The following is a 23,880-nucleotide window of genomic DNA, read 5'->3' on the forward strand; positions in this document are numbered from 1 at the left end:
ACGCGCCTGTGCCTTGAGGGGGAACGACTCGCTGAACCGGTCTCCGGACCGGTTGCGTACGGTCGCCTGCCACTTGCCGGACCGTAGTTTGCGCAGGTACGTGGAATCGCTCCTTGTTCGAGTATGGGCACGGCCGATGGTGCGGGGTCAGCGGCGGAGGGTCGGCGGGGCCACAGCCCTGCTGCTGATGAACTCCTCGAGCCCAGCAGCAGGGACACGGACACGGGAGCGGCCCGATCCGGTGCGCAGGTCGACGACCGGCAGCTCCCCCGCAGCGATGAAGCGGTAGACGGTTCGGCGGTCTACGTCCAGAGCGGCGGCGACCGTGGGAATGGACAGCAAGCGCGCAGGCATGGGCGGGTCCTCCACGATGACGGTGAGGGTGAGGGTGAGGGTGAGATGGGCATCCGGCGAGTCGGCAGCCGGGCCATCGGCCGGTCCAGGACGAAGGTCGACCAGCCATGTCAGGGCAGTGGGACCGTGTCAGGGAGATTCCCCGCAAGGTTCATCACGTGACAACGTCGTTGTGGTGGGGACCGACCGAGGCTAAGGAAGGCAAGCTGGCTGCGCCCGCGCTCTGGGCGTCAGCCAGAGCGCGGGCGAGAATCACGACTTGAGCGAGTCGGGAAGGGCCATGACCTCGGTCAGGTGGTCCCAGTGAACTTGGCCGTCCAAGGCAGCTTCCAGGAGGTCGTTGCAAACTTCACCCGGCGGCTGGAAACAGTGTGGGAAGCGCCGCGCGAGCGAGGGGGCGCTGACGTCAACACGTTCAGCCACAGCGAAGACCTCGAAGATGGTGCGGTACCCGCTCAACCACTTTGTGATGCAGGCGTCTCGGAGGTTGGAGACACGACTGCCGAGTGGCGAGTCGATCTCATGCGCCTCCAGGACCACCTCCCGCGCCTGATGCCATACCCTCCTGTAGACCCCGCCGGACAACGGCTGCGCGTCATCGCGGGTGAACATCGCATCATCAGGGCCAAGGCCACGCCGGGCAACCTCCGCCTTCAGGACCTCGACGAGCTCCGGGCATGCCGGTACAACCCGCGGGCCACCTGCGCCCTCCGCTTCATCGTCCCCGTCCCTGAGACGGCGGGGGTGAATCACCAGGTGGCCAGGGCCTTCGTCGGGCAGATACGCGTCACGAACCCGCAGCGCGAGTGCCTCCTGAGGCCTCAGCGCCGCGAAGGCGATGGATGACAGGAAGGCGCGCATCGGGCGTCCGTTCTGGGGACGTTGACCGATCCAGTCCAGCAGGGCATCGCGCTGCTGGTCCGACAGCAGGAACCTTTCATCAACAACGGCAGCACACATAGGGGAAACTCCTCGTACTGGGGGATGCACTTGCAGCAGGGCAAGGCGTTCTCGGCATCGCAGCCAACGAACACCCACAATGCTCCGGACAATCCCCGGTTTCGCTAACCGGGGATTGCGTGCTAAAAGCCGGAGGCGAAGCCCGAATCGCCTTCAAGGGCAGTCACGAAGCCGCCATCAGACACTTCAAGAGGCATGGGAGGACGGTATTTCGATGCCTTGACGGACGGTCGTGCTGCAGGTATCGGGCCGTGTCTCCTGCAACACCTCCAACAGCCCCTCGCGCCGGCATGATCAAGGTTGGCATGCCTCTGGCGGATGGTTCCAGTCCACTCCGCCCCGAATTGCTCTGCCGTCGGCGAACTGCCTCCAGGAGAGCGCGTATCGGTTGCCGCCAGAACCAAAATAGGGGTGGCTTCCGAGGAAATTTCAGCTAAGCTTGCATCGTCTTCTGGTAGACATGGAGTCAGATTCTTTTTGCAGGCATCCGAAGGATGCAAAGAGCAACGGCCTCCGGAGCCGTGTGCGCAGGTTCGAATCCTGCCGGGGGCACTCCGGAACAAGGCTCTGACCAGCAGGAATGCCGGTCAGGGCCTTTCTTGTACCTGCCAAAACGCACACGGTCTTTTGACCGTTGCTCTTTTCGGGCCGAACAGGGCCTTGTTGGGCTGTGACCAGCGAGTTGTCCGACGGTTTTGCGCAGGTCAACGCCCCGACGTGACGCGTTTTACGACGGTGTTCGTCGTCGTGACGCACCAGTGACGCGGATGGGCCGCCCTTACATCCCGTCCGTGTGGGTACCGCCTGCGACCTGCGCCGATGCGTCGACGGAGGGGTGAAACGCACACGGCGTCGTGGGTTTCGGTCCTGGCGCTGCTGGTCCGGTGAGGGTGGCTGGTCGTAGGCGCCCAGGTGCGTATGCGCAGGCCCGGAGCCTCACAGGGCAATACAGCTAGGACTCAGCGAGTTGCCAGAGCACGCGCGGCGGGTGGACGGAGGCGCACAGCGGAGTCCCGTCCGCACCGGTCCGTGACAGATCCGCCACCACGGCGCCGCTGCTGGTCGCGGCCTTCAGCAAATCGGTCCCCGGGATATCGGCGAAATACAGCTTGGCCCGCCAGATCGTACAGAAAAGGGGGCATACCGAAGTTCTTGAGCACGCCAACTTTTTGACACGGTCTTATGGGCATGATCCGGCTGCGAATCGACAGTAGCCGATCTTGCTTATAAATCGGTCGATTGATGAGCGCCGGCGGCTGTGGGGGCGGTCCACGCAAGCAGTATGTGGAGGGCGTCGTGGGACGAGGTGTCCGGCTGGGCCGCGTAGGTGATCAGTGCCTGGTCGGGGTCGTCGGCGGCGCGCAGGGTCTCGTAGGTTAGTTCCAGGTCGCCGACTACCGGGTGGTGGAACCTCTTGCTGCCCGAGGTCTTGTCCTGGACCGGGTGTTCTGCCCACCAGCGGCGGAAGTCCTCGCTCTTCATCGACAGCTCCCCGATCAGCTGTGCCAGTCGTGGGTCGCCGGGGTGGTTCCGGCCTGCCTCCAGGTGGAGGTAGGCCACGTTCTCGCGGGCGCAGGAGGGCCAGTCCGCGTACAGCTCCCGGGACGCCGGGTCGAGGAAAGTGATCCGGGCGATGTTGCGCTCGGCCGGGTCCAGGGCGGCGTAGTCGCCGAAGAGGGCACACGCTGCCGGGTTCCAGGCCAGGATGTTCATGCGCCGGCCCATCACCACTGCCGGCACGTCCTTCAGTGATCAGTTGAGTTGCGGGTGTACCGAGGAGCGTGCACACGTTTCGTGGGGCTGCGGCCGTTGGGGCCTGTCCGGCGGTTCGGTGCCGGACAGGCCCCGACGGCTGCTGTCAGGGGCTGTCCTCGCCGCCGCCTTCCGCCAGCCACTGCGCGTAGCTGATCGCGGCCAGGTAGGCCGAGAAGGTGTTCTGCCGCGCGGTGGCGGTCGTGACGGCCGCGGTGCCAGCCGCAACGGCCAGGCCCGATGCGGGTGTGTACATAGCCTCGTTGAAGACCGATCCGCTGGGGGCGGAAGCCACGGCGAAGACGGGGTGGGCGGTTCCGCCGGAGAAGGAGGTCGAGATGTAGTCGCCGACCATGGTCCCCTGCGTGGTGCCGGCCAGCCAGGAGTGGGACATCGGCCCTGCCAGCTGGGTCGGGGCCGTCCAGGTGGTGCCGCCGTCGGTGGACGAGACATACCCGACATCCAGTTGGCAGGTGGCCGCGGTGCAGTTGGCGACCGGGTGGTAGTAGTACGCCAGGGCCAGGTGTGCGGTGCTGCCCGAGGTCGCCGCATCGACCGCGAGGCCGGGGATGAAGTGGTCGACGGTGCTGGTCGTGGCGTCGATCGGGATGCGGACCACCGACGTCCAGGTGGTTCCGTTGGTGGTCGTGGACATCACGATGTCGTTGGACGTGCAGGAGCTCCCGCTGGCCCTAAAGCGGCAGTCCTGCCAGACCACGTAGACCTTGCCCGCCGCGTCGATCTCGGCCGAGGGCAGCGGGCCGCTGCGCAGGGAGCCGTGCACGGTGTATGAGCTGACGGTGGCGATGGTGGTGGTCGAGGTCCAGGTACTGCCGCCGTTGGTGGACCTGAAGGCGAGGATCGACGTCTCCGAGGCATTGGAGGCGGGCACGATCACCGTGCCGTTGGGCTGTATGACGGGCTGGCCGCCGAGGCCGGTGGCGTTGTTGCCGGTGTTCTTCGACGTGCCCCAGGTGGCTCCGCCGTCGCTGGAGGTTGTCATCTTCAGGCGGTCGCCGTCGCCGTTGTTGTCGTACTCGGTGTAGCAGTTGCCGTAGTACGCGCTGGTCGAGGTGTTGTCGCAGGCGATCCAGTTCTTGTCCAGGCTGGAGCCGGTCGCCGTGGTCACGGGGTTGCTCCAGGTGAGGCCGCCGTCGGTGGAGCGGCTGGTGAAGACGGCGGGCACACCGATGGCCGAGGTGATCGGGATGGTGGAGATCAGCCAGACGTTGTGCTTGGCGTCGTAGGCCACCGACGGGTCGCTGACCCGCGCGTAGGTGCCCCCCGCGTAGGTGGTGATCCCTGGCAGGAATCCCTTGGTCCAGGTGGCGCCGCCGTCGGTGGACGTGGTGAAGCCGATGTTGGAGGAGCCGCCGTCGGTGAACCGGCCGACCTGGAAGGCGGAGACGATGGTGGAGCCGTAGGAGAAGGTGTCGGGCTCGACCTCGGTGGCGTGCTGGCTGCTGGAGTTGGTGTACGGATCGGCGCTGATCTGGGTGAGTGCGGGTGCGGCGGTGGCGGTGCCGGCTGATACGGCCAGCGTGGTGGCGGCCAGGGCCGCGGTCACCAGGCTGGGTCTGGCCAGGCGCAGGAGTATGGATGCCAGGGACATGGTCCGTTCCCTTTCCGAGACGGGACACGTCCGGCATCGGTGTGCCGTGCGGTGGAGGCCGGGCAAGCCGCGTACACGTCCGCGGGGTTGGGGCGGGGAGGACCGGCCGAACCGAACATCGAGCAGGACGTGCGTGAGGACGACCGCCACTATCCCGAGTCGGACATGACCATGTCAATCATGAATTGGTGTTTTTCTGGTCATCTCGGCGTCGGTGACTGCGACGTCGAACCCCGCTCCGTCAGCGTGTGGCACGCACATCGAACAGCGTCGGGAGAGCGGCGTCCGCAGGGTGGTTCCTGTGGACTTCTCGGCAACGCGGCGAGGTGCCGTACCAGGCGGCGAAGGGGCCGTTCATGATCGCCCGGACAGGGCCGACTCTGACGCACCGCACGCAGCGATGCGTGGCCGCTGCTGTCCGCGCCGGCCCGCCATCCGGAGGGCGGCGCAAGAGGATGGACGGCTCTGGTCTCGGTAGTAGAGGGCAATCCCTATGTTTTCGCTGTGGGTTGGCCGTGAATCATAAATTCTCGGTTACGCCTCCCTAGGGATTGCTGATGGTCCTTGTTGGCCCGTCATGTCCGTGCCAGCATCCGCGTGAACACATGTGCAACGTGCGTAACGCCTCCAGCAGCCCCTTACCCCCACAGCGGCGCGTGCTCGCATCGCCCAGTCCGGGCGGCCCGGAGGGCGCACCGTGATGACCGCGATCGACCGAGGGCGATCCGGGCCAGGCGCTGTCCGATCCGCTCGGTGGCCGCATCGGCCGGCCCGCCGCAGCAACCGACCTGCTTTGGAGACCTGGTGTCAGCACCAACCCGTAGAAGACGATGGTTCACGATCTGCGCCATCACGACATCCGCCGCGCTCGTCGCGATACCCGCAGGCGCCGCGTCCGGCCCGGACCGCAGCCCGTTCGGGGCGCGAACGCTCGCCCAACTCGCGGACCAGCGCGCGCAGTCGGTGGGCGGCGTCACCGCCAAGGCGACGACGCAGGACAGTGGTGGCGACGACGGCAACGAGGCCGACGAGATAGCCGAGGGCGCCGACCAGTACGCGGAGGCGCGCACCTCGCCGGGCATCGTGGCACCGGGTGCGTATGGCGCCGCCTGGAGCAGCCTGGGCAGTCTGCCGAGCACCGGTGGCAGTTGGAGGAACGTCACCGATCTGCCGTACAACTCCGACGACTCGCGCTACCGCGACTACGACTCCAACTCCAGTGCCGGGATGGGCAATGTCACCGGTCGCCTGGCGGCGATAGCCGCGGACGACGACGGCTATGTCTACGCGGGCAGCGCGGGCGGCGGGGTGTGGCGGTCCCGGACCGGCGGCGGCCACTGGAAACCGATCAGCGACGGGCTGCCCTCGCAGTCCACTGGAGCGCTCGCGCTCGACGGCGGCGGGCGGCTGTGGCTGGGCACCGGCGAAGCCACGACCAACGCGGACGCGTACCTCGGCAGCGGGGTCTACATCCTGACCGACCCGCATCACGGCACGTTCTCCTCCCGCAGCCGGGTCGGCGGTGACGAGCTGGAGAGCACCACGATCCACGAGTTGCGCTTCGGCGGCGGCAAGGTGTGGGCGGCGACCAGCAGGGGCGTGTGGAGCCACTCCAGCAAGAAGCTCAGCGGTGCCTGGAAGCTGGAGTTCGCGCCCAACCCGGACTATCTGCCGGGCGGTTCGCTGGCGAGCGACGCCTCGGCCGCGTACAAGAACATCGCCAACGACATCGCGATCGACCCGAAGGACCCCTCGAAGGTGGTCCTGGCGGTCGGCTGGCGCAGCGGTGACGACTACAACGGCTTCTACACCAAGGTGAACGGCACCTGGACGCGGATCACCAGCGGCCTGGGCGATCTGCCGGCCGACGCGGACAACGTCGGCAACGTGACCTTCGCCCGCTCCGCCGACGGCTCGCGCTACTACGCCATCGACCAGTCGCCCGCGCAGATGGCGGCCAACCCGGACAGCGGTCTGGAGGGCATCTACGTCTCCAAGTCCGGTTCCCCCACCGGCCCGTGGACGCAGATCGCCGACTACCAGGGCCTGGCCGCCGACGGATCGGCGCTGACCTCCAGCGGCTACATGCCCGGCGTGCAGGCCTGGTACAACCAGTTCCTGACCGTCGACCCGGCCGACGCCGAGCATGTGTACGCGGGCCTGGAGGAGGTCTACGAGACCAAGGACGGCGGCAGCACCTGGTCCGCCGTGGGCCCGTACTGGAACTTCGGCTTCTCCTGCTGGAGCATCGACCCCACCAAGCAGACCGGTGACTGCAACCAGACCAGCCACCCCGACCAGCACGGCGTCGCCATCGGCAGCTACCACGGCAAGGCTTACGTCTACGTGGGCAACGACGGCGGTGCCTACAAGCGTCCGGTCAACGGCTCACAGGACTCCGAGGGGCACGCCACCGACTGGACCTCGCTCAACGACGGCACGATCGACACTCTCCAGTACTACTCGGTGGGCGTCGGCAAGGATCTCGACTACGGCGGTGTCTCCATCACCGGCGGCCTCCAGGACAACGGCCAGTCCGAGCTGCGCAGCAACGACAAGATCATGGGCTCCAACTTCGGCGGCGACGGCGGCGACACCCTCACCGACCCGGCCAACGGCTGCAACATCGCCGAGGAGTACGTCTACCTCGCCGTCCAGGTCACCCAGAACTGCGCCGTCAACGACGGCTCCTGGATCGACGGCACCGGACCGATCACCTCCTACTCCGTCGCCCCCGCCGACAACGCCACCGGCGAGGCCCGCTTCATCGCCCCGCTCGCGGCGGACATGAAGAGCAGCTCGACCTGGATCGCCGGCGGCCGTCACGTGTGGGTGCAGACCCACGGCTACGCCATCCGCAGCGGCGACGAGTGGACCAGCGCGTACGACCTCGGCGAAGGCCACACCGCGACCGCCGTCGCCTCCTCCGGCGGCAAGGTCTACGCGGCCTGGTGCGGCCCCTGCAACAACCAGGGCTTCACCCGCGGCATCTCCGTCGGCAACACGGACGGCACCGGCTGGCACGACATCACCCTCCCCACCACCGGCGCGGCCGGCACCGTCCCCAACCGCTACCTCAGCGGCTTCGCCATCGACCCCCACAACGCCGACCACGTCTACCTCACCGTCAACGGCTTCTCCCGGCACTGGACCGAAGGCCCCGGCGCAGGCGTCGGCCACGTCTTCGAATCCACCGACGGCGGCACCACCTGGACCGACATCTCGGCCAACCTCCCCGACGTGCCCACCAACTCCGCGGTCGTCACGGCGAACGGCGGCCTCGCCGTCGCCACCGACCTCGGCGTCGTCTACCGGGCCCCGGGCCGTACGAAATGGCAGCGCGTCGGCTCGCTCCCGGCGGTCGCCGTGCTCCAGCTGAAACTCAGCCCCAACGGCAAGACCCTCTACGCGGCCACCCACGGCCGTGGCATCTACACGATCCGCGTAAGCCGCCTCAAGTAGGCCGCGCGCCATCAGGAGGGGTGGTCCCGGACACTGCTCCGGGGTCACCCCTCCTTCGCGTACGGAACCACACTGACCTGGAGCGTGAAGGCAGCCCGGGCCGCGCCCGCCACATCCGGAGCCTTCGCCAGCACGGTGACCTCGGCTGCCCCGGCCCGGACGGCCGCGCACCGCAGCGACGCGTGCCCGGTGCCGTCCATGTCGACCCGCCACCCGGACGCCAGCACCAGGACAGGCGCGGAACTGTGCACCGCCGTCCAACGCCGGTCGTCCGTACGCGGCCGCAGCGTCAGCGTCACCACTGTCCCGGGCCGTACGCACAACCACTGTTCGACCGCGTCGCCGGGGGCGACGGTGACCTCCGCGCGCCCGGCGGCGCAGCCCTTTGCCGGGGCCGAGGACCCGGTGACCGACCCGGACGGGGTCCCCCCGGTCGGATTCGCGGGCGCACTCGTGGACGGGCCTGCGGACGCGCTCGCCGACTCACTGGCCGAAGGCCCCGACGAGCGGTCCTTCGACGGCGCTCCCGCGCTGCCGACTGACGACCCTCCGCCCACCGAGCCGCTGCACGCCGTCAGCACAACCACCCCGGCGACCACCAACAACCCGGCCCAGCGCGGCATCCGAACACCTCCCGACCGACCCGCTCGCATAGCCACCAGCATGCCTCGCCGTCCAGGATCCGCGCGCGGATCCCGCGACCACAGGGCCCGGCGGTCATGGCATCGCACACTCGCCAGCCCGGCCGACGACCAGGCAGACTGCCCGCCATGACCAATCCCCCGCCCCTCGCCGACCCGACTACCCCTGAACAGGAGCGATGGCTCACACCGGGCGTCCGGGGCATCGGCACGGCCAGCTTCCTCGCCGACGTGGGCCACGAGATCCCCACCGCCCTGCTGCCCTCGCTGCTGACCTCCACCCTCGGCGCCCCTGCCGCCGCCCTGGGCGTGATCGAGGGCGTCTCCGACGCGCTGGCCGGTGCCGCCCGGTTCGGTGGCGGCGTCCTGGCCGACGACCCGGCCCGCCGCCGCAAGGTCGCCGTCGGCGGCTACGCGACCACCGCCGTACTCGGCGCCGCGACCGCCGGAGCGACCGCGGTCTGGCAGGTCGGCGTCCTGCGGGCCACCGCCTGGACCGCCCGGGGCCTGCGCGTTCCCGCCCGCAACGCCCTGCTCGCGGACATCGTCCCTGCCGCGGCCTACGGACGGGCCTACGGCTTCGAGCGGATGATGGACAACCTCGGCGCGATCTTCGGCCCACTCCTCGCCCTGGGACTGGTCGCCGCGCTCGGCGTCCAGTGGGCGATCGGCCTGTCGGTCATCCCCGGCCTCCTGGCCGCCATCGCGATCATCTACGCGATCCGACACACCCCGAAGCCCACCAGCCGCGACAAGATCCCCCTCAAGATCCGCATCCGCCCCGTCCTGCAGGGCGACCTCGGCAAACTCATGGCCGCCGTCGCCGCCTTCGAGATCGGCAACATCGCCGCCACCCTGCTGATCCTGCGCGCCACCGACCTGCTCGCACCCGGGCACGGCACAAAGACCGCCACCACCATCGCCCTCGGCCTCTACACCGCCTACAACCTGGCCGCCACCCTCGCCTCGGTCCCCGCCGGACGCCTCGCCGACCGGCTCGGCACCCGCGGCCCCATCCAGGTCCTCGCCGCCGGCGTCGCCGCCTTCGCCCTGGCCTACGGCCTGTTCACAATCAACAGCGCCGCCATCGCGTTCCTGGCCCTCCCCTTCCTCCTGGCGGGCATCGGGATCGGCGCCGTCGAGACCGCCCAGCACTCCGCCGTCGCGGCTCTCGCCCCGAAGGACCTGCGCGGCTCCGCCTTCGGCATGCTCGCCACCGTCCAGTCCCTCGGCAACCTCGCAGCCAGCGCCATCGCCGGCATCCTGTGGACCGTCATCTCCCCGACGGCCGCCTTCACCTACCTCACCGCCTGGATGCTTCTGGCCCTGCTCGGGCTCGGTGTCAGCTCCCGCCACTGACCCTGACCAAGCTGCTTGTGGTGCACGGGCTCGTGACCGGGCTTGCATCCGGTACTCAGGTACAGGTTTACCGTCGAGGCAGGCACCGGCACCAAACCGCTGCCCGACGAACAGGACCACAGCCATGACCTGGGTACCGACCACCTGCACCCTGCCCGCCCCGGAGCAGCCGCTGCGAGCCGCTGAATTCGACGCACTGTTCACCGACGCGCTCCGCAGCGTGAACCCGCTCGCACCCACCCGCCTCCAGTTCACCCTGGACTCGGCCCCCGAGGTCGAGGAGCGTGCCCGCGACCTCGCCGCACGCGAGACCGCCTGCTGTTCGTTCTTCACCTTCGACTTCACTCGCGACTCCCGTGACCAGCTGTTGATGGACATCTCCGTACCCGACACCCAGACCGCGGTCCTCGAAGCCCTGGCCGACCGCGCCGAAGCAGCCCAGCAGAACCAGCCGTGACCACCGGGCTCCGCAGCGGTCAGGTCGCCGACGCCGCCGGCGTGAACCTGCAGACCCTGCGCTACTACGAGCGGCGCGGCCTGCTCGCCGAACCGGAACGCACCAGCGGCGGCCACCGCCTCTACCCCGAAGAAGCGGTCACCGTGATCCGCGTGATCAAGGCCGCGCAGCGGCTCGGCTTCACCCTGGACGAGGTCGCCGAGCTGCTGGAGACCGGCCGCCACCGGCACGGGCGCCCGATGGCCGGACTGCAGCTGCGCGCCGCTCACAAGCTCGCCGAGATCGACGCCCGCATCGCCGACCTGACCACCATCCGCTCCGCGCTGGTCGACGCGATGGACGCAGGCTGCGACGACCTCACGGCCTGCGCCGTCAGCCAGACCTGTCCGCTGCCCTTCACCGACCTCGCCCAGGAGAATCGCCATGCCCAACCCTGCTGCTGACCGCGCCCACCGGCACACCCCGAAGGCCCTCGCCTGGCTGGCAGGCCTGGCCTGCATCGGCTGCTGCCTCCTTCCCGTCCTCGTCGCCGCTGGCCTCCTCGGCAGCACCGCCACCGCCACCGCCAAGGGCCTGCCCGCCCTCGCCGTCGTACTCGCGACAGCCGCCGTGGCCAGCTGGTGGTGGCTGCGCCGCCGGACCGCCCACTGCACCTGCTCGGCAGGCGGCACCAGCGCCTCTTCGTGCACCTGCACCAACAGCCAGCCCGCCGACCAGGACCAGGAGCCGGTGTCGATATCGTCCCGGCCATGACGGTCACCCGCTCCATCGCCCTGTTCGTGCTCGCCGCGCTCTTCGAGATCGGCGGCGCCTGGCTCGTCTGGCAGGGCGTCCGCGAACACAAAGGCATCGCCTGGATCGGCACCGGAGTGATCGCACTCGGGATCTACGGCTTCGTCGCCACCTTCCAGCCAGACGCCGAATTCGGCCGCATCCTCGCCGCGTACGGAGGAGTCTTCGTCGCCGGCTCCCTCGCCTGGGGCATGGTCATGGACAGCTACCGGCCCGACCGCTTCGACATCATCGGAGCCCTCATCTGCCTGTCCGGAGTCGCGGTCATCATGTACGCACCGCACAGCCGCTGACGCATGCCGCGGCGAGGTATTCCGCATCCCAGAACCGGACTTGGCAACAGCACTTGGCACCACGAAGGGGATGGCTTCGGTGCCCAGTACGCCGCAGCGGGGGCAACAGCCGAGGCCGCACCTGCGCCTGGGAAACTCCCCTGGTGACGACCTCCGACGACACCGCCACCAAAGCCCTGCTCCGCCGTGGCTTCGCCCTCGAATACGCCACGCTCGGCTGGAACGTGATCGGCATCGTGGTGCTGGCCGTCGCCGCCGTCTCCGCCCGCTCGGTGGCCCTGGCCGGCTTCGGCCTGGACTCCCTGATCGAGATCGGCGCCTCCACCGTGGTGATCTGGGAGCTGTCCGGCTCCGGGGAGGGTCGTCAGCGCCGGGCACTGCGGCTGATCGGCATCGGCTTCGCTCTGCTCGCCCTCTACCTCCTGATGCAGTCCACGATTGTCCTTGCCGCCGGCTTCCACCCGGAGCACTCGCCGCTGGGCATCCTCTGGACCGCAGTGACCGCAGCCGTGATGTTCGTCCTGGCCACCGGTAAAGCACGCACCGGCGCCGCGCTGAACAACCCGGTCCTCACCACCGAAGGCCGAGTCACCCTCATCGACGGACTGCTCGCCGCAGCCGTCCTTCTCGGCCTGGTCCTCAACACCGCCCTCGGCTGGTGGTGGGCAGACCCCGCCGCCGGTTACGTCCTCGTCTACTACGCCCTGCGCGAGGCGAAGGAAATTCTCTCCGGAGAGCACTGAACCACGTTCCGCACCTGGCTGCACCAAGGATGACCCTGCCGTGACAGCCCCCACTGAAGGCAACCCAACTGCAGCCCTCTTGTTGGCGCGGCCCTCGACGGTCACGTCCGCTGGGGGCGGTGGCGATGACCACGCGGTGATGCTGTTTTCGGACCTCGGCAAGGAGTTCGACGCGTATGTAGCTGTCGGCCTCGCGGTTCCCACCGCTGAGACAAGACCCGCTCCGTTCGCCCAGGTCAACGGCTGGATTCAGGCCCTTGGCCAAGAGACGGTCTACCCGGCGGCCACTTCGCTGTCCACACTCCTCGGCAGGGGGCCGACGGAGGGGGAAGCCGTGGTCAAGAAGCGAGGACGCCGATCAGCTGCCCGCAAGCGCTGGAGCGTGTTCCTTGGTGGGGGCGCGCTGCTGTTGCTCGTGCTCGTGGGGTTCTGGTCGGCCATCTGGCCGTACCTGCTCGGGGCCGGCGTGCTCGGCGGCCTCGGTACCGGAAGCTGGTGGCTGTGGCGTACCGACAGGCGGGTGCGCGGCCGGGACCGGCAATGGCGACGGCAGGACGCGATCCAGGCCGGCCACCGGCGCCTCGCCGAGGTGGACCAAATGTCCGGCACCGAATTCGAAGAGCTGGTCGCGGCCCTGTGCCGACGCGACGGCTGCACCGACATCCAGCGGGCGGGCGGAGCCGGGGACAACGGGGCCGATGTCACCGGACGCCTCCCGGACGGCCGCACGATGATCATCCAGTGCAAGCGCTACACACCACGCAGCACCATCGCTCCCCGCGAGGTTCGCGACCTCCTGGGCTCGAAAACCCACTTCGGAGCAGACCTGGCCGTCTTCGTCACCACCACCCGCTTCAGCCGCCAGTCCGAGGATCTCTGCGTACACAACGACATCCTCGCCATCCACCGCGACCACCTCGGCCTATGGAACAACGGAGCCTCGCTGGCGTCGCTGATCGCGGTCAACGGCGCCGGGCAGGGCGACCAGCGGCACCGGGCACAGTGGAACAAGACCTACGGAAAGTCACCGCAGCCGCGACGCCGACGTGGAGGCACACGTGACGAGGAAGGCCGTTGAGCCGCACAACATCCGCCCCATGGAGGCAACGTGGCCACGCCCGACAACCTCCGTAGGGGGGTCCCTGTCCGGACCGAGAACCGTCTCCGGCCTGCGGTCAACAGCGGGGATCCATGCTCGAACCCGACCTGCAGGACTCCTGCGCCAGCGCCAACCGCACCAGCATGGCCGGCATGATCTGCGTGACGGTGCGCGAAGGCTAGCCTCGGGCGTATGGGCACCGTCGAACACCCCGTGGACCTGACCGAACAGGTCCGTGCGACCCTGACGCGCGCCGGATTCACGGTCGACGACGCCTCTGTGGCCTCTCACGGTGGCCCGCTCATCACCTACGACCTCGATGAGGGCACCGCCCTCTCCTGGATCACCGCAGCCGAGCTGACGATCCGCGCCCAACGGGCCCGGCATGAAGGACACCAGGACTCCGCTGACCTCGCCCAACGCCACGCCATCTGCAGCGCCATACACACCGCCCTCCTGACCATCCTGAGCCAGGCCGGCCACACCGTGACCACGACCGCCACCGGCGACATCGCCGTTACCGGCAGCCCCTCGTGATCCACCCGGCCTGCGCACGCAGGTCTCAGCCGGCGCGGCGGTGCGGGGCGGGGCTGATGACGCCGAGGCGTTCGAGGAGCAGTCCTTCCCGGGTGGACCACGGGCAGATCTCGACGACCTCCACCCCGCACGCCGTCATGAGGCTCTCGGCGATCAGGGCCCCGGCCAGGGACTGCTCGGCGCGGTGCCGGGAGATACCCGGCAGCCCGGCACCGCGGCGCGGGCGCGCGTCGGCGAGCAGGTCGATGGAGGCCCGCAGCCGGGTCAGACTCAGCTGTCCCCGAAGTCTCGGTGTCCTGCGCCCGGAAGCGCCGGCGAGCTGTGCGAGCTGCTCGAAGGTCTTGGAGCAGGCGAGCACGCGTCCACCCGGCTCGGCCTGGGGCACGCCGGGCCCCACGCTCAGGGACTGACGCAGATGCCGCCGGACCTCGGCCAGGCGCCGCTTGGACGAGCCGGTACCGCCGGGCAGCCAGTCCCGGGTGATCCTGCGGGCGCCGAGCGGCAGGGAGCGCACGACGCGCGGCTGATCGCCGGTGCCCGAGGCGATCTCCACGGTGCCGCCGCCGATGTCCAGGACCAGCAGCGGGCCGGGCACCGGACCCGCCCACCGCCGGGCGGCCACATAGGCCAGCCGGGCCTCCTCCTCACCGGTCAGCACCCGCAGCCGGGTGCCCGTGGCCCGAGCCACCCGCGCGATGACGTCATCGCGATTGGGAGCGTCCCGGATGACGGACGTCGCGAACGGGAAGAACTCGGATCGGCGCAGCTGCGGAATCGCGGCGACCGCCTCGGCCACCGCCCGCTGCACGCTCTCCACCCCGAACCTGCCCAGACGCCCCTTCCGGTCGAGTGCCTCGTGCAGCCTCAGCCGCACCTTGTGGGAGAACACAGGCTCCAAAGACCCGCCCGCCGCCACCGCACCACCGTGAGCAACGCGCTATGACACCCGACATCCAGCACACCTGCCTGCCGCACCCCACCAACTCCCCAACCCCACTCGCTTCCCCTGCGCCGAACCGGAGCCAGTGCCCGCCACAGCTCGAACTATCCGGCTGGCGGCGAGACCCGATCGGCCCACTGAGTGACCATCATGTCACCGATGGTGCCCGCACCCGTCGACCATCCCCGCTCAACCGCGCGGACGCACGCCTCGACCGGCTGCTGCGTCGGGAGCAGGCCTTCAGGACGCCTTCCATCGGTTGCGCACGGCTGTGACCAGAACCCGTCTGGAGTTGGAAAGCATGCTCGCCGCCGACGTCTCGACCGGCCCGCAGACCGCTCTGCGCTCGGCGCTGGAGTCGCTGAACGACATGGAGACCTCCCTGAACGACCTGCTGGCACTCGCCCGCGACGTCCCGGAACAGGCTCCGCTGGACCTGACCGCCCTGCTTGCCGATGCCGAGCGGCGCTGGCAGGGGACGTTCGCCGCCGCCGGCCGGCCGCTGCGGCTGGCCATCGATGACGACCTGCCCCCGGCGGTCGGCTCGTCGCGGGCGGCCCGGCAGGTGCTGGAGGTCCTGCTTGCCAACGCGGTCGCCCACGGCCGGGGCACCGTGGCCGTGCGGGCCAGGGATGCGGCCGCCGGGCTCGCCGTGGACATCGAGAACGAGGGCTCCGGCCTACCCGAGGACCTGGATGTTTTCACCCGGCGGCCCGAGGCTGGGGCCCACGGAATCGGCCTGGCGCGGGCCCGCTCGTTGGTGGAGACCGAAGGCGGGCTGCTGTTCGTCTCCCGCCGCGCGCCGCACCCCCGCTTCACCTGGCTTGTCGCCGTCGCAGCCGCGAGCCCAGGCCCCACAGCGTGACCCGCCACAGCGCCTCGATCACGATGGCACGGCTCATCTTGCTGACCCCGTGCTCCCGCTCGACGAACGTGATCGGCACCTCCATGACCGTGAAACCCTGCTCCACCGTCCGGCGCAGCAGGTCCACCTGGAAGCAGTAGCCCTGCGACCGGACGCAGTCCAGGCCGATGCTCTGCAGCGTCCGCGCCCGGAAGGCGCGAAAGCCGCCGGTCACGTCCCGCACCGGCAACCGCAGCAGCAGGCGGGAGTAATGGCTGCCACCCCGTGACAGCCATTCCCGGGACTTCGGCCAGTTCACCACCCGGCCGCCGGTCACCCATCGGGAACCCAGGACCAGGTCGGTGCCCTTGCCGAGGGCGGTGAGCAGCCGGGGCAGTTCCTCGGGGCGGTGGGAGCCGTCTGCGTCCATCTCCACCAGGACGTTGTACCCGCGGTCGATGCCCCAGCGGAATCCCGCGAGGTAGGCGGCCCCGAGGCCCTGCTTGCCGGGACGGTGCAGGACATGGACCCGCTCGTCGGCCTCGGCGAGTTCGTCGGCGATCTTGCCGGTGCCGTCCGGGCTGTTGTCGTCGCAGATCAGCAGGTCGGCCTGTGGCACCGCGGTCCGCAGTCTGCTGGTCACGGCGGTGATGTCGTCGGCTTCGTTGTACGTCGGGACGACGACCAGGATGCGGTCGGCGCCGGTGTCGTTTCTCATGAGCATGTGGCCTTCCGCCGGTGGAACCTCGCAGACGCAATCTCCCTCTACAAGATGTAGTAGTTGAGTTGCGGGTTGCCTGCCCCGCGCGTCTGCCGGGCAATGAGTGCGGAAAGGAGCAGGTCGCCATGGGTGATGGCCCTCGCGCCGGCGTCGGCGGAGGAATATTGCAACGTCCGGCGCCCCCCACCGTCGCACTGCCCGGCGCCCGCATGTCCGGGGCCGCCCCGCAGCAGTTGCACCGGGGGATGACGGTCCTCGCGACGGTCAGCCTGTTCATCGGCACCCGGTCCGCCTGGACCCATGCCATGGCCTCCCAGCCGGCGGTCGCCGGGATCATCTCCCTCTGTTACGCCGGGATCCTGGTCTGCGGTGTACTGGCACTCGCGGTGCGGGGGCGGCGTGCGCTGGTCCGGGTGGACGCGGGTGTGCTGGTGCTGGCGATCGTGCTGGTGGTCTGCGGCTTCTGGCTGGACCATGCCGGCACCGACGAGGGTGTACTGACCGCACAGGCCGCGCACGAGATCCTGCACGGCCGCCCGATCTACGGGCAGCCTTGGCCATGGCTGTTCGGCACGCCGAGAGTCGGCATCACCAAGACCATGTCGGGGGGCGCCGACTACACCTACGGCTACCCGCCCCTGAACGCCCTGCTCGCCGCCCCCGTCCATGCCGTCGTGCACTCGACGGCAGCCGCCACCATGGTGACCACCGGCGCGCTGATCGCCGGTTCGGTCGCGCTGTGGGTCCTGCTCCCGCAGCCGTGGCGGTCGGCGGCCACCGCTGTCTGCCTGGGCTTCGGCGTGCTGCCCGGTTACGCCCGCGACGGCTACCCGGCTGTCGTCGCCCTCGCTCTTCTGATTCCGGTCGTGGTCCGGTGGCCTGCGACCGGAGCCAGGGGACGGCTCGGGCGGGACGGAGTGCTGCGCGCGGTGTGCCTCGGCGCCGCTTGCGCCGCCCAGCAGCTCGCCTGGTTCCTCACCCCGTTCCTGCTCATCGGCCTGTACGCCGTCCGGCGCGGCGAACTCGGACCCCGGGCCGCCCTGGCCGTACTCGCCCGCTACACCGGCGCCGCCACCCTGACCTGGGCCGCCGTCAACGCCTACTTCGCCGCCCAGAACCCCCACGACTGGCTGACCGGGCTACTCCTGCCCATCACACAGAAGGGCATCCTGCACGGCCAGGGCGTGATGGGCATCTCGTACTACTTCACCGACGGCAGCAGCCGCCTGGACTACTACTCCTACGGCAGCGTCCTGCTGCTCCTCGGCCTGCTCGCCGCCACCGTGCTGTTCGCCCGGCGGCTCGGCCCGGCCCTGACAGTCCTGCCCTGGCTGGCCTTCTACGTCGCCGTCCGATCCCAGGACGGCTACTTCGTGATGATGACCCCGCTGTGGCTCGCGGCCGCCGCCACCGTCCCCGCGACCGCACTCGCCACCGCCTGGCAGCCCCGGCTGCCCCGCCCGCTGACCGGCCGCCGCGCCAAAGCCGCCATCGCCATGGGACTGCTCGCCCCGGCCGTGCTGTGCGCGGGCGTCGCCGCCGCCAGCCCGCCACCGCTGCACATGAGCCTCACACCGAAGTTCACCGATCAGCCCCGCCGTGGTGTCACGTCCATCAGGATCCGCGCCGTCAACACCACCGGCACCGCGCTCACCCCGCACTTCGCCAGCCGTACCGGCCAGGGCGCCTCCGGCTGGTGGACCATCGCGTCCGGGCCCGCCCTCCTTGCCCCACACGCCTCCGCCACCTACGTCGTGCGCCCAGCGGGCGGCTTCCGAACACTGCCCGGCGGCAAACACCCCCGCATCTTCCTGATCGCGGTCACCGGCACGCCCATGACCATCACCACTGCCCGCATCCCGGTCACAGCTCCCGCAGCTTTCTGAGCGGTGACACGAGGTCACCAGATCGCGCTGAGCCTGTTGCAGGCTCAGGTGTTCCGCGTGTTCGTAGCGGGAGCGGCGGACGCGCCCGGCCATAGCGACGTCGTGCAGAGCGGCGCCCAGGCCCTCCACGCCCGGCTGCTCTCCACCGGCGAGCTCGTCGGCCTCAGCACCGTCTACCGCACCCTCACCGCGCTCTCCGAAGCCGGCCGCGCCGACATCGTCCGCGACCCCGCCTGCGAACGGCTCTTCCGCTACCGTCCCAGCCAGGAACACCAGCACTACCTGCTGCGTCCGTGGACAGCCGGCCCAGCGAGGTCCGACGGCTCGCCCTCGGCCCGGCGTATGCGTATGCGTATGCGTGCAGTGAACACCGCCCGCTCGGCGTCGCCGGGTACCCGTTCTACGGGGTCCTCGCCCACCAAGAAGCCTGGGCCGCGCTGGCAGGGCGTAGCGGGAAGCCCCGGGGGTTCACCGCGGTGATGCGCTCGGGGCCTCGGCAGCGTCTGCCGCCGATACTCAGCCGAGCATCACCGCACCCCAACCCTCCGCGCCCCTCGGCCGGGCCGAGGTGAACTGTGCGCCCGCCTCCGACCGGATGTCCCGGGCCAGGACGGGCCGTCCCTCATCTCCTCGTCCGGCCGGGGCGGTCGCCGGCGGCAGTTTTGCGGCTCGCCCGGGGGCTGCGGACGTCCCTCCTGCTTGGGGAAAACCAGACCTGCTTGGTGAAGACCCGACCGGTCATTCCGGGTGCGTTCACACATGTGCCGTTTCCGGTACACAAGGCGCGACTGTGATGGGCCCGGCACCCGCAACCCGCCCCGAACACCCGGGAGAGACCAGATGTCCAGACGTTACGTCAGGCCCGCCGCCATCCTCGCCGCCGCCGGAGTCCTGACCGGCGTGACCGCCGCCCAGCCCTCCGCGTTCGCCGCCTCCCACCACCGGGCTCCGGCCAGGCATGTCCTGCTGATCTCTGTCGACGGGCTGCACCAGTCGGATCTGGCCTGGTATATCGTCCGGCACCCGAAGTCGGCGATGGCCCGTCTGACCGGTAGCGGTGTGGAGTACACCCACGCCAGGACCACCACGCCGTCCGACTCCTTCCCCGGCATGGTCGCCCAGGCGACCGGCGGCAGCCCCGGCACCACGGGCATCTACTACGACGACACCTACAACGCCGCACTGCTCCCGGCGGGAACCACCAACTGCAAGGGCGTCAAGCCCGGTGTCGAGGTGGACCTCACGGAGGACCTGGACAAGAACCAGGCCTCCATCGACGCCGGTCAGGGCCTCGCGGGCCTGCCGGACAGCATCCTGTCGATGACGGGCCACCCGGCGAGCCTGATCAACGCGTCCAAACTGCCCGTCGACCCGAAGACCTGCGAGCCGGTGTACCCGCACTCCTACCTCAAGGTGAACACGATCTTCGAGGTGGCCCGCCAGGCGGGTCTGCGTACCGCGTGGTCGGACAAGCACGCCGCCTACGAGATCCTCAACGGCCCCTCGGGCACCGGCGTCCAGGACCTGTTCACCCCGGAGATCAACAGCGACGCCCTCGGCTACGCCGCCGGCAACGACTGGACCAAGGACAACCAGGCCACCGAGCAGTACGACGGCTACAAGGTGAAGGCCGTCCTCAACGAGATCGACGGCTACGACCACAGCCGCACCCACAAGGTCGGCACCCCGGCGATCTTCGGCCTCAACTTCCAGTTGGTCTCCACCGCGCAGAAGCTGCCCGCCTCCGACGGCCTCACCGGTGGCTACACTGCCAAGAACGTCCCGGGCCCGCTGCTGGTGAAGAACCTGGACTTCGTCAACACCGAGATCGGCGCCCTGACCGCCGAGATCGCCAAGCGGCACCTGTCCGGCAGCACCACGATCATCCTGTCCGCCAAGCACGGCCAGTCGCCCACCGACCCCGCCGCGCTCACCCGCGTCGACGACGGCCCGCTGCTGGACGGCCTCAACGCCGCCTGGAAGAAGCTCCACCCGGCCGCCGCCGACCTGGTGACGCACGCGGTGGACGACGACGCCATGCTGCTCTGGCTCTCCGACCGCTCCGCGGCCGCCACCGCCTTCGCCAAGAAGTACCTGCTCGCGCAGAACGGCACCGGCACCGACATCAACGCCGCGCCCAAGGCCTACACCCGCAGCGGGCTCAGCACGGTCTACGCCGGCAAGGCCGCCGCCGACTACTTCCACGTCAAGGCCGACGACGCCCGGGTCCCGGACCTTCTCGGTGTCGCGCAGTACGGCGTCGTCTACACCGGCGGTACCAAGAAGATCGCCGAGCACGGCGGCGGCCACTCCGACGACCTCGACGTCCCCCTCGTCATCTCCGGCGCCTCCGTCCCCGACGGCGTACGCGACTCCGCGAGCGTCCAGACCAAGCAGATCGCACCGACCATCCTGAGCCTGCTCGGCCTCAACCCCCGCTCCCTGCAGGCCGTGCGCGAGGAACACACCACCGCGCTGCCGGTCCGCTGACCGCTTCGCCGCGCCCCGGCCGCGTCAGGCCGGGGCGCACCGGACGGCTCCGGGTCCTGTCAGGTGTTCAGGCCCGGCGCGAGTGGGTCTTCTTCCGCTCGGCCAGATGGGCGTATCCCATCAGGCCGACCAGGATCAGCAGGAGCACGGCCGAGGAACCGGCCGTTCCGAGATCGAGGCCTCCCTTGGCGACGGGCTTGGTGAGGAAGTCGCCGGCCGTGGCCCCGAGCGGACGGGTGAGGACGAAACCGATCCAGAACAGCACGACGTTGGGCACCGCGGGCACCCGCATCAGGACCAGCAGGACGGCGAGCAGTCCGGAGATCAGGAGGGCGCCGCCCGCGTATCCGAGTCCGGAACTGTCGGACAGAAAGTCGCCCATCGAGGTGCCGAGCGTGTTGGAGACGAGGATCGCCGACCAGAACAGCGCCTCCCCACGGAAGGTGACGATGTCGCGGATGACGAACGTCATCCCCGTGTATTTCCAGACGGCGAAAATGCCGATCAGGATCGAGATCAGGATCGCGGCACCGACGGGGTATCCCAGTCCCAGGCCTTGTGGCCCCCATCCGAGTGACGTGGCTCCGTCGGAGAGATAGCTGGAGTCGCGGTTCATGAAGTCGGACATGGTGGTGCCGGCCATGCTGGTGGACAGGATGACCGTCCAGTAGAAGAAGGGGTTGTAGCGCCGGGACCTGAGCTGGACGACCAGGGTGACCACGAAGATGAGGAAGAGCAGGATCGTGGTGATGAAGTAGCCGAGCCTGAGGGTCTGCGCGAACAGGTCACCAGCTGTCTCGCCGAGGGTCGTGGCGGCGGTCTTCATGATCCAGAAAGCCAGGGTCACCTCCGGCAGTTTCTTCATCACGGACCTGCCGGCGTCGGCGACATCCAGCTCGGTGAGCACTTCGGTTTCGTTCAACGTCGGATTCCTTGTCGGTCATGGCGCGGGCTCATGGTGCCTGGAGCCACCTTTGCCACGGCTCACGGGTTGTCGCACGCCAGACAATCGGTGTGGGATAAGTCAGGTGCCACTCGCGGGGTGAAGCTTGCGTGAAGCAGCCCTGTCAGCCCGCTGTACCGCCACCGCCATCCGGGTGACCGGAGGCGGGGACACGCGTCGCTCACCTCGGGGCTGTCGGTATTCGCAGGGTGAATGTGGCGCCGTGACCCGGTCCGGGCGATGACGCGGTGACGTCTCCTCCGTGGGCGCGGGCGATACCCCGGGCGATGGTCAGGCCGATGCCGCTGCCACCGGCCGGAGCGGGCCTGCCCGGTCGCTCAAGGCGTTCGAATCGGCTGAAGATTCGGTTCAGGTCATTGCGGGCGATGCCGACGCCGTCGTCCGTGACCAGGACGAGGACGTGAGGTGTCACATCGGGGTCTGTGCCCGCGTCGCCGCGGACGGAGATCGACACGTGGCCGCCGGGATTGCACGCGGCCAGGGCGTTGCCCAGCAGGTTCACCAGCACCTGGGCGATGCGGTCGGGGTCGCAGGAGACGACGGCCGGGGTGTCCGCCGCGATGGTGAGGGTCACCCGCTCATCGTCGTACTGGGGACGCAGCCGCTCGGCGGTGGCCCGGGCCAGTTCGGCGATGTCCGAGGGTTTGCGGTGGAGGGTGAAGGCGCCCTCCTCCACCCGGGACAGGCTGGAGAGGTCGACGGCCAGCCGTCGCAGCCGGTCCAGATCGTCGGTGAGGGAGGCGAACATGGCGTCGTCCGGCACGAAGATGCCGTCGGCCATGCCCTCGATCTGACCGCGCAGGATGGTGATGGGGGTCTTCATCTCGTGGGCGATCTCGGAGACCAGCCGGGCGCGGCGGCGCTCGGTGTCCGCGAGCGCGGCGGCCAGTGTGTTGACGTCCCCGACCAGCGCGGCAAGGCCCGGTTCGCTGGGCAGGTCGAGGACCTGGTCGTAGCGGCCTTCGGCGAGCCGGTGGGTGGCGGCTCGCACGGTGTCCAGCGGGCGCACCAGGAACCGGGACATGACGACGGCCGCGACGACCGCCGCAGCGGCCCCAGTCCACAGGCCCATCGCGTCGGGGTCCAGGTAGTCGTGGGCGGGGCCGTCCATCAGTTCCCTGGTGCCCGACATCGCCCCGACCGCCACGACTACGACCATGACATGGGAAAGGACCAGCCGGGTGCGCAGCGACAGGCGGGCGTGGAGCCGGCGCAGCCTGGCCCGCCACATGGGCCTCACGTCCTTGGGTCGCGCGGTTGGTCACGGCCGACGAACCGGTAGCCGACGTTGCGCACGGTGCCCACGAACCGGGGTGCGTTGGCATCGTCGCACAGCGCGCGGCGCAGGGTGCGGATGTGCACGTCCACCACCCGTTCGTCACCGAAGAAGTCCTCGCCCCACACCTGGGCCAGCAGACCGCGCCGGGTGAACACCCGCCCGGGGGCGCGGGCCATGGCGATCAGCAGGTCGAAGTCGAGAGCGGATAGTTCTGCCGTCCGGTCGCCGTCGACCAGGACGGTCCGGGTGCCCGGATCGATGGCCAGGCCGTAGAAGCGGAGAGTGCCGTCGGCCGCGTTCTCCTCCGTACCGAGCCCGCTCTCGGCGCGCCGCAGGATGGCCCGGACGCGCAGTGCCAGCTCGCGCGGACTGAACGGCTTGGTGACGTAGTCGTCGCTGCCGGTGGTGAAGCCGATGAGCCGGTCCACTTCCTCGTCCCTGGCGGTGAGCATGATCACGGGAACCTGGCTGGACTGCCGGATCCGGCGCAGTACCTGAAAGCCGTCCAGCCCGGGCAGCATCACGTCCAGCACCACCAGATCAGGCCGGTCACGGGTGACCGCCTGCAGGCCTGAGGGTCCGTCCGGGGCTTCCAGGACCTCGAACCCGTCCGCCTCCAGATAGCCGCGCACGGTCATGCGGATCTTGGGCTCGTCATCGACGACCAGAACCCGTTGCGTACTCATCGTGCTCGC

At 69.5% G+C, this 23,880-nt stretch carries 25 protein-coding genes and 1 tRNA gene; 15 read left to right on the plus strand and 11 right to left on the minus strand.

Features of this window, described 5'->3' with window-relative positions; all coding sequences use genetic code 11:
• Nucleotides 1–147: 147 nt before the first annotated feature.
• Together OG607_RS10880 and OG607_RS10885 are read right to left on the minus strand one after the other, a co-directional pair.
• On the minus strand, nt 148–354 hold the full coding sequence (locus tag OG607_RS10880; RefSeq protein WP_405721876.1) for a helix-turn-helix domain-containing protein: 207 nt from the start codon (nt 352–354) through the stop codon (nt 148–150).
• 252 nt (nt 355–606) lie between these two features.
• The gene (locus OG607_RS10885) at nt 607–1,314 is read right to left on the minus strand and encodes a hypothetical protein (RefSeq protein WP_405721879.1); all 708 of its coding nucleotides are present in this window, start codon (nt 1,312–1,314) and stop codon (nt 607–609) included.
• Between the two features lie 483 nt (nt 1,315–1,797).
• Here OG607_RS10885 and OG607_RS10890 point away from each other — a divergent pair.
• Nucleotides 1,798–1,866 (plus strand) — tRNA-Ser (locus tag OG607_RS10890).
• Between the two features lie 400 nt (nt 1,867–2,266).
• On the opposite strand, the gene OG607_RS10895 is transcribed toward OG607_RS10890, so the two are convergent.
• The 3 genes from OG607_RS10895 to OG607_RS10905 all read right to left on the minus strand — a co-directional run bounded on the left by OG607_RS10895 (nt 2,267) and on the right by OG607_RS10905 (nt 4,678).
• Nucleotides 2,267–2,479 carry a DUF5990 family protein gene (locus OG607_RS10895; protein ID WP_405721882.1) on the minus strand — a complete coding sequence of 71 codons (213 nt, stop codon included), beginning with the start codon at nt 2,477–2,479 and terminating at the stop codon, nt 2,267–2,269.
• Nucleotides 2,480–2,538: 59 nt separating this feature from the next.
• Nucleotides 2,539–3,054: a hypothetical protein gene (locus OG607_RS10900; RefSeq protein WP_405721885.1), complete on the minus strand. Its 516-nt coding sequence runs from the start codon at nt 3,052–3,054 to the stop codon at nt 2,539–2,541.
• Nucleotides 3,055–3,172: 118 nt separating this feature from the next.
• Nucleotides 3,173–4,678 (minus strand): sialidase family protein, encoded by a 1,506-nt coding sequence (locus OG607_RS10905; RefSeq protein WP_405721888.1) that lies wholly within the window; start codon nt 4,676–4,678, stop codon nt 3,173–3,175.
• A gap of 804 nt (nt 4,679–5,482) precedes the next feature.
• Here OG607_RS10905 and OG607_RS10910 point away from each other — a divergent pair.
• Nucleotides 5,483–8,140, plus strand: coding sequence for a glycosyl hydrolase (locus tag OG607_RS10910; RefSeq protein ID WP_405721890.1), 2,658 nt, complete (start codon nt 5,483–5,485; stop codon nt 8,138–8,140).
• Nucleotides 8,141–8,184: 44 nt separating this feature from the next.
• Here the strand turns inward: OG607_RS10910 and OG607_RS10915 are convergent, their stop codons facing one another.
• On the minus strand, nt 8,185–8,340 hold the full coding sequence (locus tag OG607_RS10915; protein WP_405721893.1) for a hypothetical protein: 156 nt from the start codon (nt 8,338–8,340) through the stop codon (nt 8,185–8,187).
• Between OG607_RS10915 and OG607_RS10920 the strand changes: the two genes are divergently transcribed.
• From OG607_RS10920 to OG607_RS10960, 9 genes are all read left to right on the plus strand, one after another.
• Entirely contained in the window at nt 8,339–8,914 is a 576-nt protein-coding gene (locus tag OG607_RS10920) for a hypothetical protein (RefSeq protein ID WP_405721896.1), read from the plus strand. The genes OG607_RS10915 and OG607_RS10920 overlap by 2 nt on opposite strands.
• The gene (locus OG607_RS10925) at nt 8,911–10,140 is read left to right on the plus strand and encodes an MFS transporter (RefSeq protein WP_405721899.1); all 1,230 of its coding nucleotides are present in this window, start codon (nt 8,911–8,913) and stop codon (nt 10,138–10,140) included. Before OG607_RS10920 ends, OG607_RS10925 begins: the two co-directional genes overlap by 4 nt.
• 124 nt (nt 10,141–10,264) lie before the next feature.
• Nucleotides 10,265–10,597 carry a hypothetical protein gene (locus tag OG607_RS10930; protein WP_405721902.1) on the plus strand — a complete coding sequence of 111 codons (333 nt, stop codon included), beginning with the start codon at nt 10,265–10,267 and terminating at the stop codon, nt 10,595–10,597.
• Nucleotides 10,594–11,040: a MerR family transcriptional regulator gene (locus tag OG607_RS10935; RefSeq protein WP_405721905.1), complete on the plus strand. Its 447-nt coding sequence runs from the start codon at nt 10,594–10,596 to the stop codon at nt 11,038–11,040. Before OG607_RS10930 ends, OG607_RS10935 begins: the two co-directional genes overlap by 4 nt.
• Nucleotides 11,021–11,350 carry a hypothetical protein gene (locus OG607_RS10940; RefSeq protein WP_405721908.1) on the plus strand — a complete coding sequence of 110 codons (330 nt, stop codon included), beginning with the start codon at nt 11,021–11,023 and terminating at the stop codon, nt 11,348–11,350. Before OG607_RS10935 ends, OG607_RS10940 begins: the two co-directional genes overlap by 20 nt.
• Entirely contained in the window at nt 11,347–11,682 is a 336-nt protein-coding gene (locus OG607_RS10945; RefSeq protein WP_405721911.1) for a YnfA family protein, read from the plus strand. Before OG607_RS10940 ends, OG607_RS10945 begins: the two co-directional genes overlap by 4 nt.
• A 143-nt stretch (nt 11,683–11,825) precedes the next feature.
• Complete coding sequence (locus OG607_RS10950) at nt 11,826–12,425, plus strand: cation transporter (RefSeq protein ID WP_405721914.1); 600 nt, start codon at nt 11,826–11,828, stop codon at nt 12,423–12,425.
• 139 nt (nt 12,426–12,564) lie between these two features.
• Entirely contained in the window at nt 12,565–13,503 is a 939-nt protein-coding gene (locus OG607_RS10955) for a restriction endonuclease (protein ID WP_405721917.1), read from the plus strand.
• 213 nt (nt 13,504–13,716) lie between these two features.
• Nucleotides 13,717–14,061: a hypothetical protein gene (locus OG607_RS10960; RefSeq protein ID WP_405721919.1), complete on the plus strand. Its 345-nt coding sequence runs from the start codon at nt 13,717–13,719 to the stop codon at nt 14,059–14,061.
• Nucleotides 14,062–14,086: 25 nt separating this feature from the next.
• Here OG607_RS10960 and OG607_RS10965 read toward each other — a convergent pair whose 3' ends face one another.
• Nucleotides 14,087–14,950, minus strand: coding sequence for a Ppx/GppA phosphatase family protein (locus OG607_RS10965; protein ID WP_405721921.1), 864 nt, complete (start codon nt 14,948–14,950; stop codon nt 14,087–14,089).
• 322 nt (nt 14,951–15,272) lie between these two features.
• Between OG607_RS10965 and OG607_RS10970 the strand changes: the two genes are divergently transcribed.
• Nucleotides 15,273–15,866 (plus strand): sensor histidine kinase, encoded by a 594-nt coding sequence (locus OG607_RS10970; RefSeq protein WP_405721924.1) that lies wholly within the window; start codon nt 15,273–15,275, stop codon nt 15,864–15,866.
• On the opposite strand, the gene OG607_RS10975 is transcribed toward OG607_RS10970, so the two are convergent.
• The gene (locus OG607_RS10975) at nt 15,817–16,569 is read right to left on the minus strand and encodes a polyprenol monophosphomannose synthase (protein ID WP_405721927.1); all 753 of its coding nucleotides are present in this window, start codon (nt 16,567–16,569) and stop codon (nt 15,817–15,819) included. The genes OG607_RS10970 and OG607_RS10975 overlap by 50 nt on opposite strands.
• Before the next feature lie 122 nt (nt 16,570–16,691).
• On the opposite strand from OG607_RS10975, the gene OG607_RS10980 reads away from it, so the two are divergent.
• The 3 genes from OG607_RS10980 to OG607_RS10990 all read left to right on the plus strand — a co-directional run bounded on the left by OG607_RS10980 (nt 16,692) and on the right by OG607_RS10990 (nt 20,942).
• Nucleotides 16,692–18,452 carry a hypothetical protein gene (locus tag OG607_RS10980; protein WP_405721930.1) on the plus strand — a complete coding sequence of 587 codons (1,761 nt, stop codon included), beginning with the start codon at nt 16,692–16,694 and terminating at the stop codon, nt 18,450–18,452.
• 57 nt (nt 18,453–18,509) lie between these two features.
• Entirely contained in the window at nt 18,510–18,932 is a 423-nt protein-coding gene (locus OG607_RS10985; RefSeq protein ID WP_405721932.1) for a transcriptional repressor, read from the plus strand.
• Nucleotides 18,933–19,292: 360 nt separating this feature from the next.
• A complete protein-coding gene (locus OG607_RS10990; RefSeq protein WP_405721935.1) occupies nt 19,293–20,942 on the plus strand; it encodes an alkaline phosphatase family protein in 1,650 nt (549 codons plus the stop codon).
• A 67-nt stretch (nt 20,943–21,009) separates the two neighbouring features.
• On the opposite strand, the gene OG607_RS10995 is transcribed toward OG607_RS10990, so the two are convergent.
• From OG607_RS10995 to OG607_RS11005, 3 genes are all read right to left on the minus strand, one after another.
• Complete coding sequence (locus OG607_RS10995; RefSeq protein WP_405721937.1) at nt 21,010–21,864, minus strand: hypothetical protein; 855 nt, start codon at nt 21,862–21,864, stop codon at nt 21,010–21,012.
• A gap of 202 nt (nt 21,865–22,066) precedes the next feature.
• A complete protein-coding gene (locus tag OG607_RS11000; RefSeq protein ID WP_405721940.1) occupies nt 22,067–23,137 on the minus strand; it encodes a sensor histidine kinase in 1,071 nt (356 codons plus the stop codon).
• Nucleotides 23,138–23,142: 5 nt separating this feature from the next.
• Nucleotides 23,143–23,871, minus strand: coding sequence for a response regulator transcription factor (locus OG607_RS11005; RefSeq protein WP_405721943.1), 729 nt, complete (start codon nt 23,869–23,871; stop codon nt 23,143–23,145).
• Between the last annotated feature and the right edge of the window lie 9 nt (nt 23,872–23,880).

Origin of the sequence: Streptomyces sp. NBC_01537 (assembly GCF_045040445.1) — a bacterium.
Taxonomy (GTDB): domain Bacteria; phylum Actinomycetota; class Actinomycetes; order Streptomycetales; family Streptomycetaceae; genus Actinacidiphila.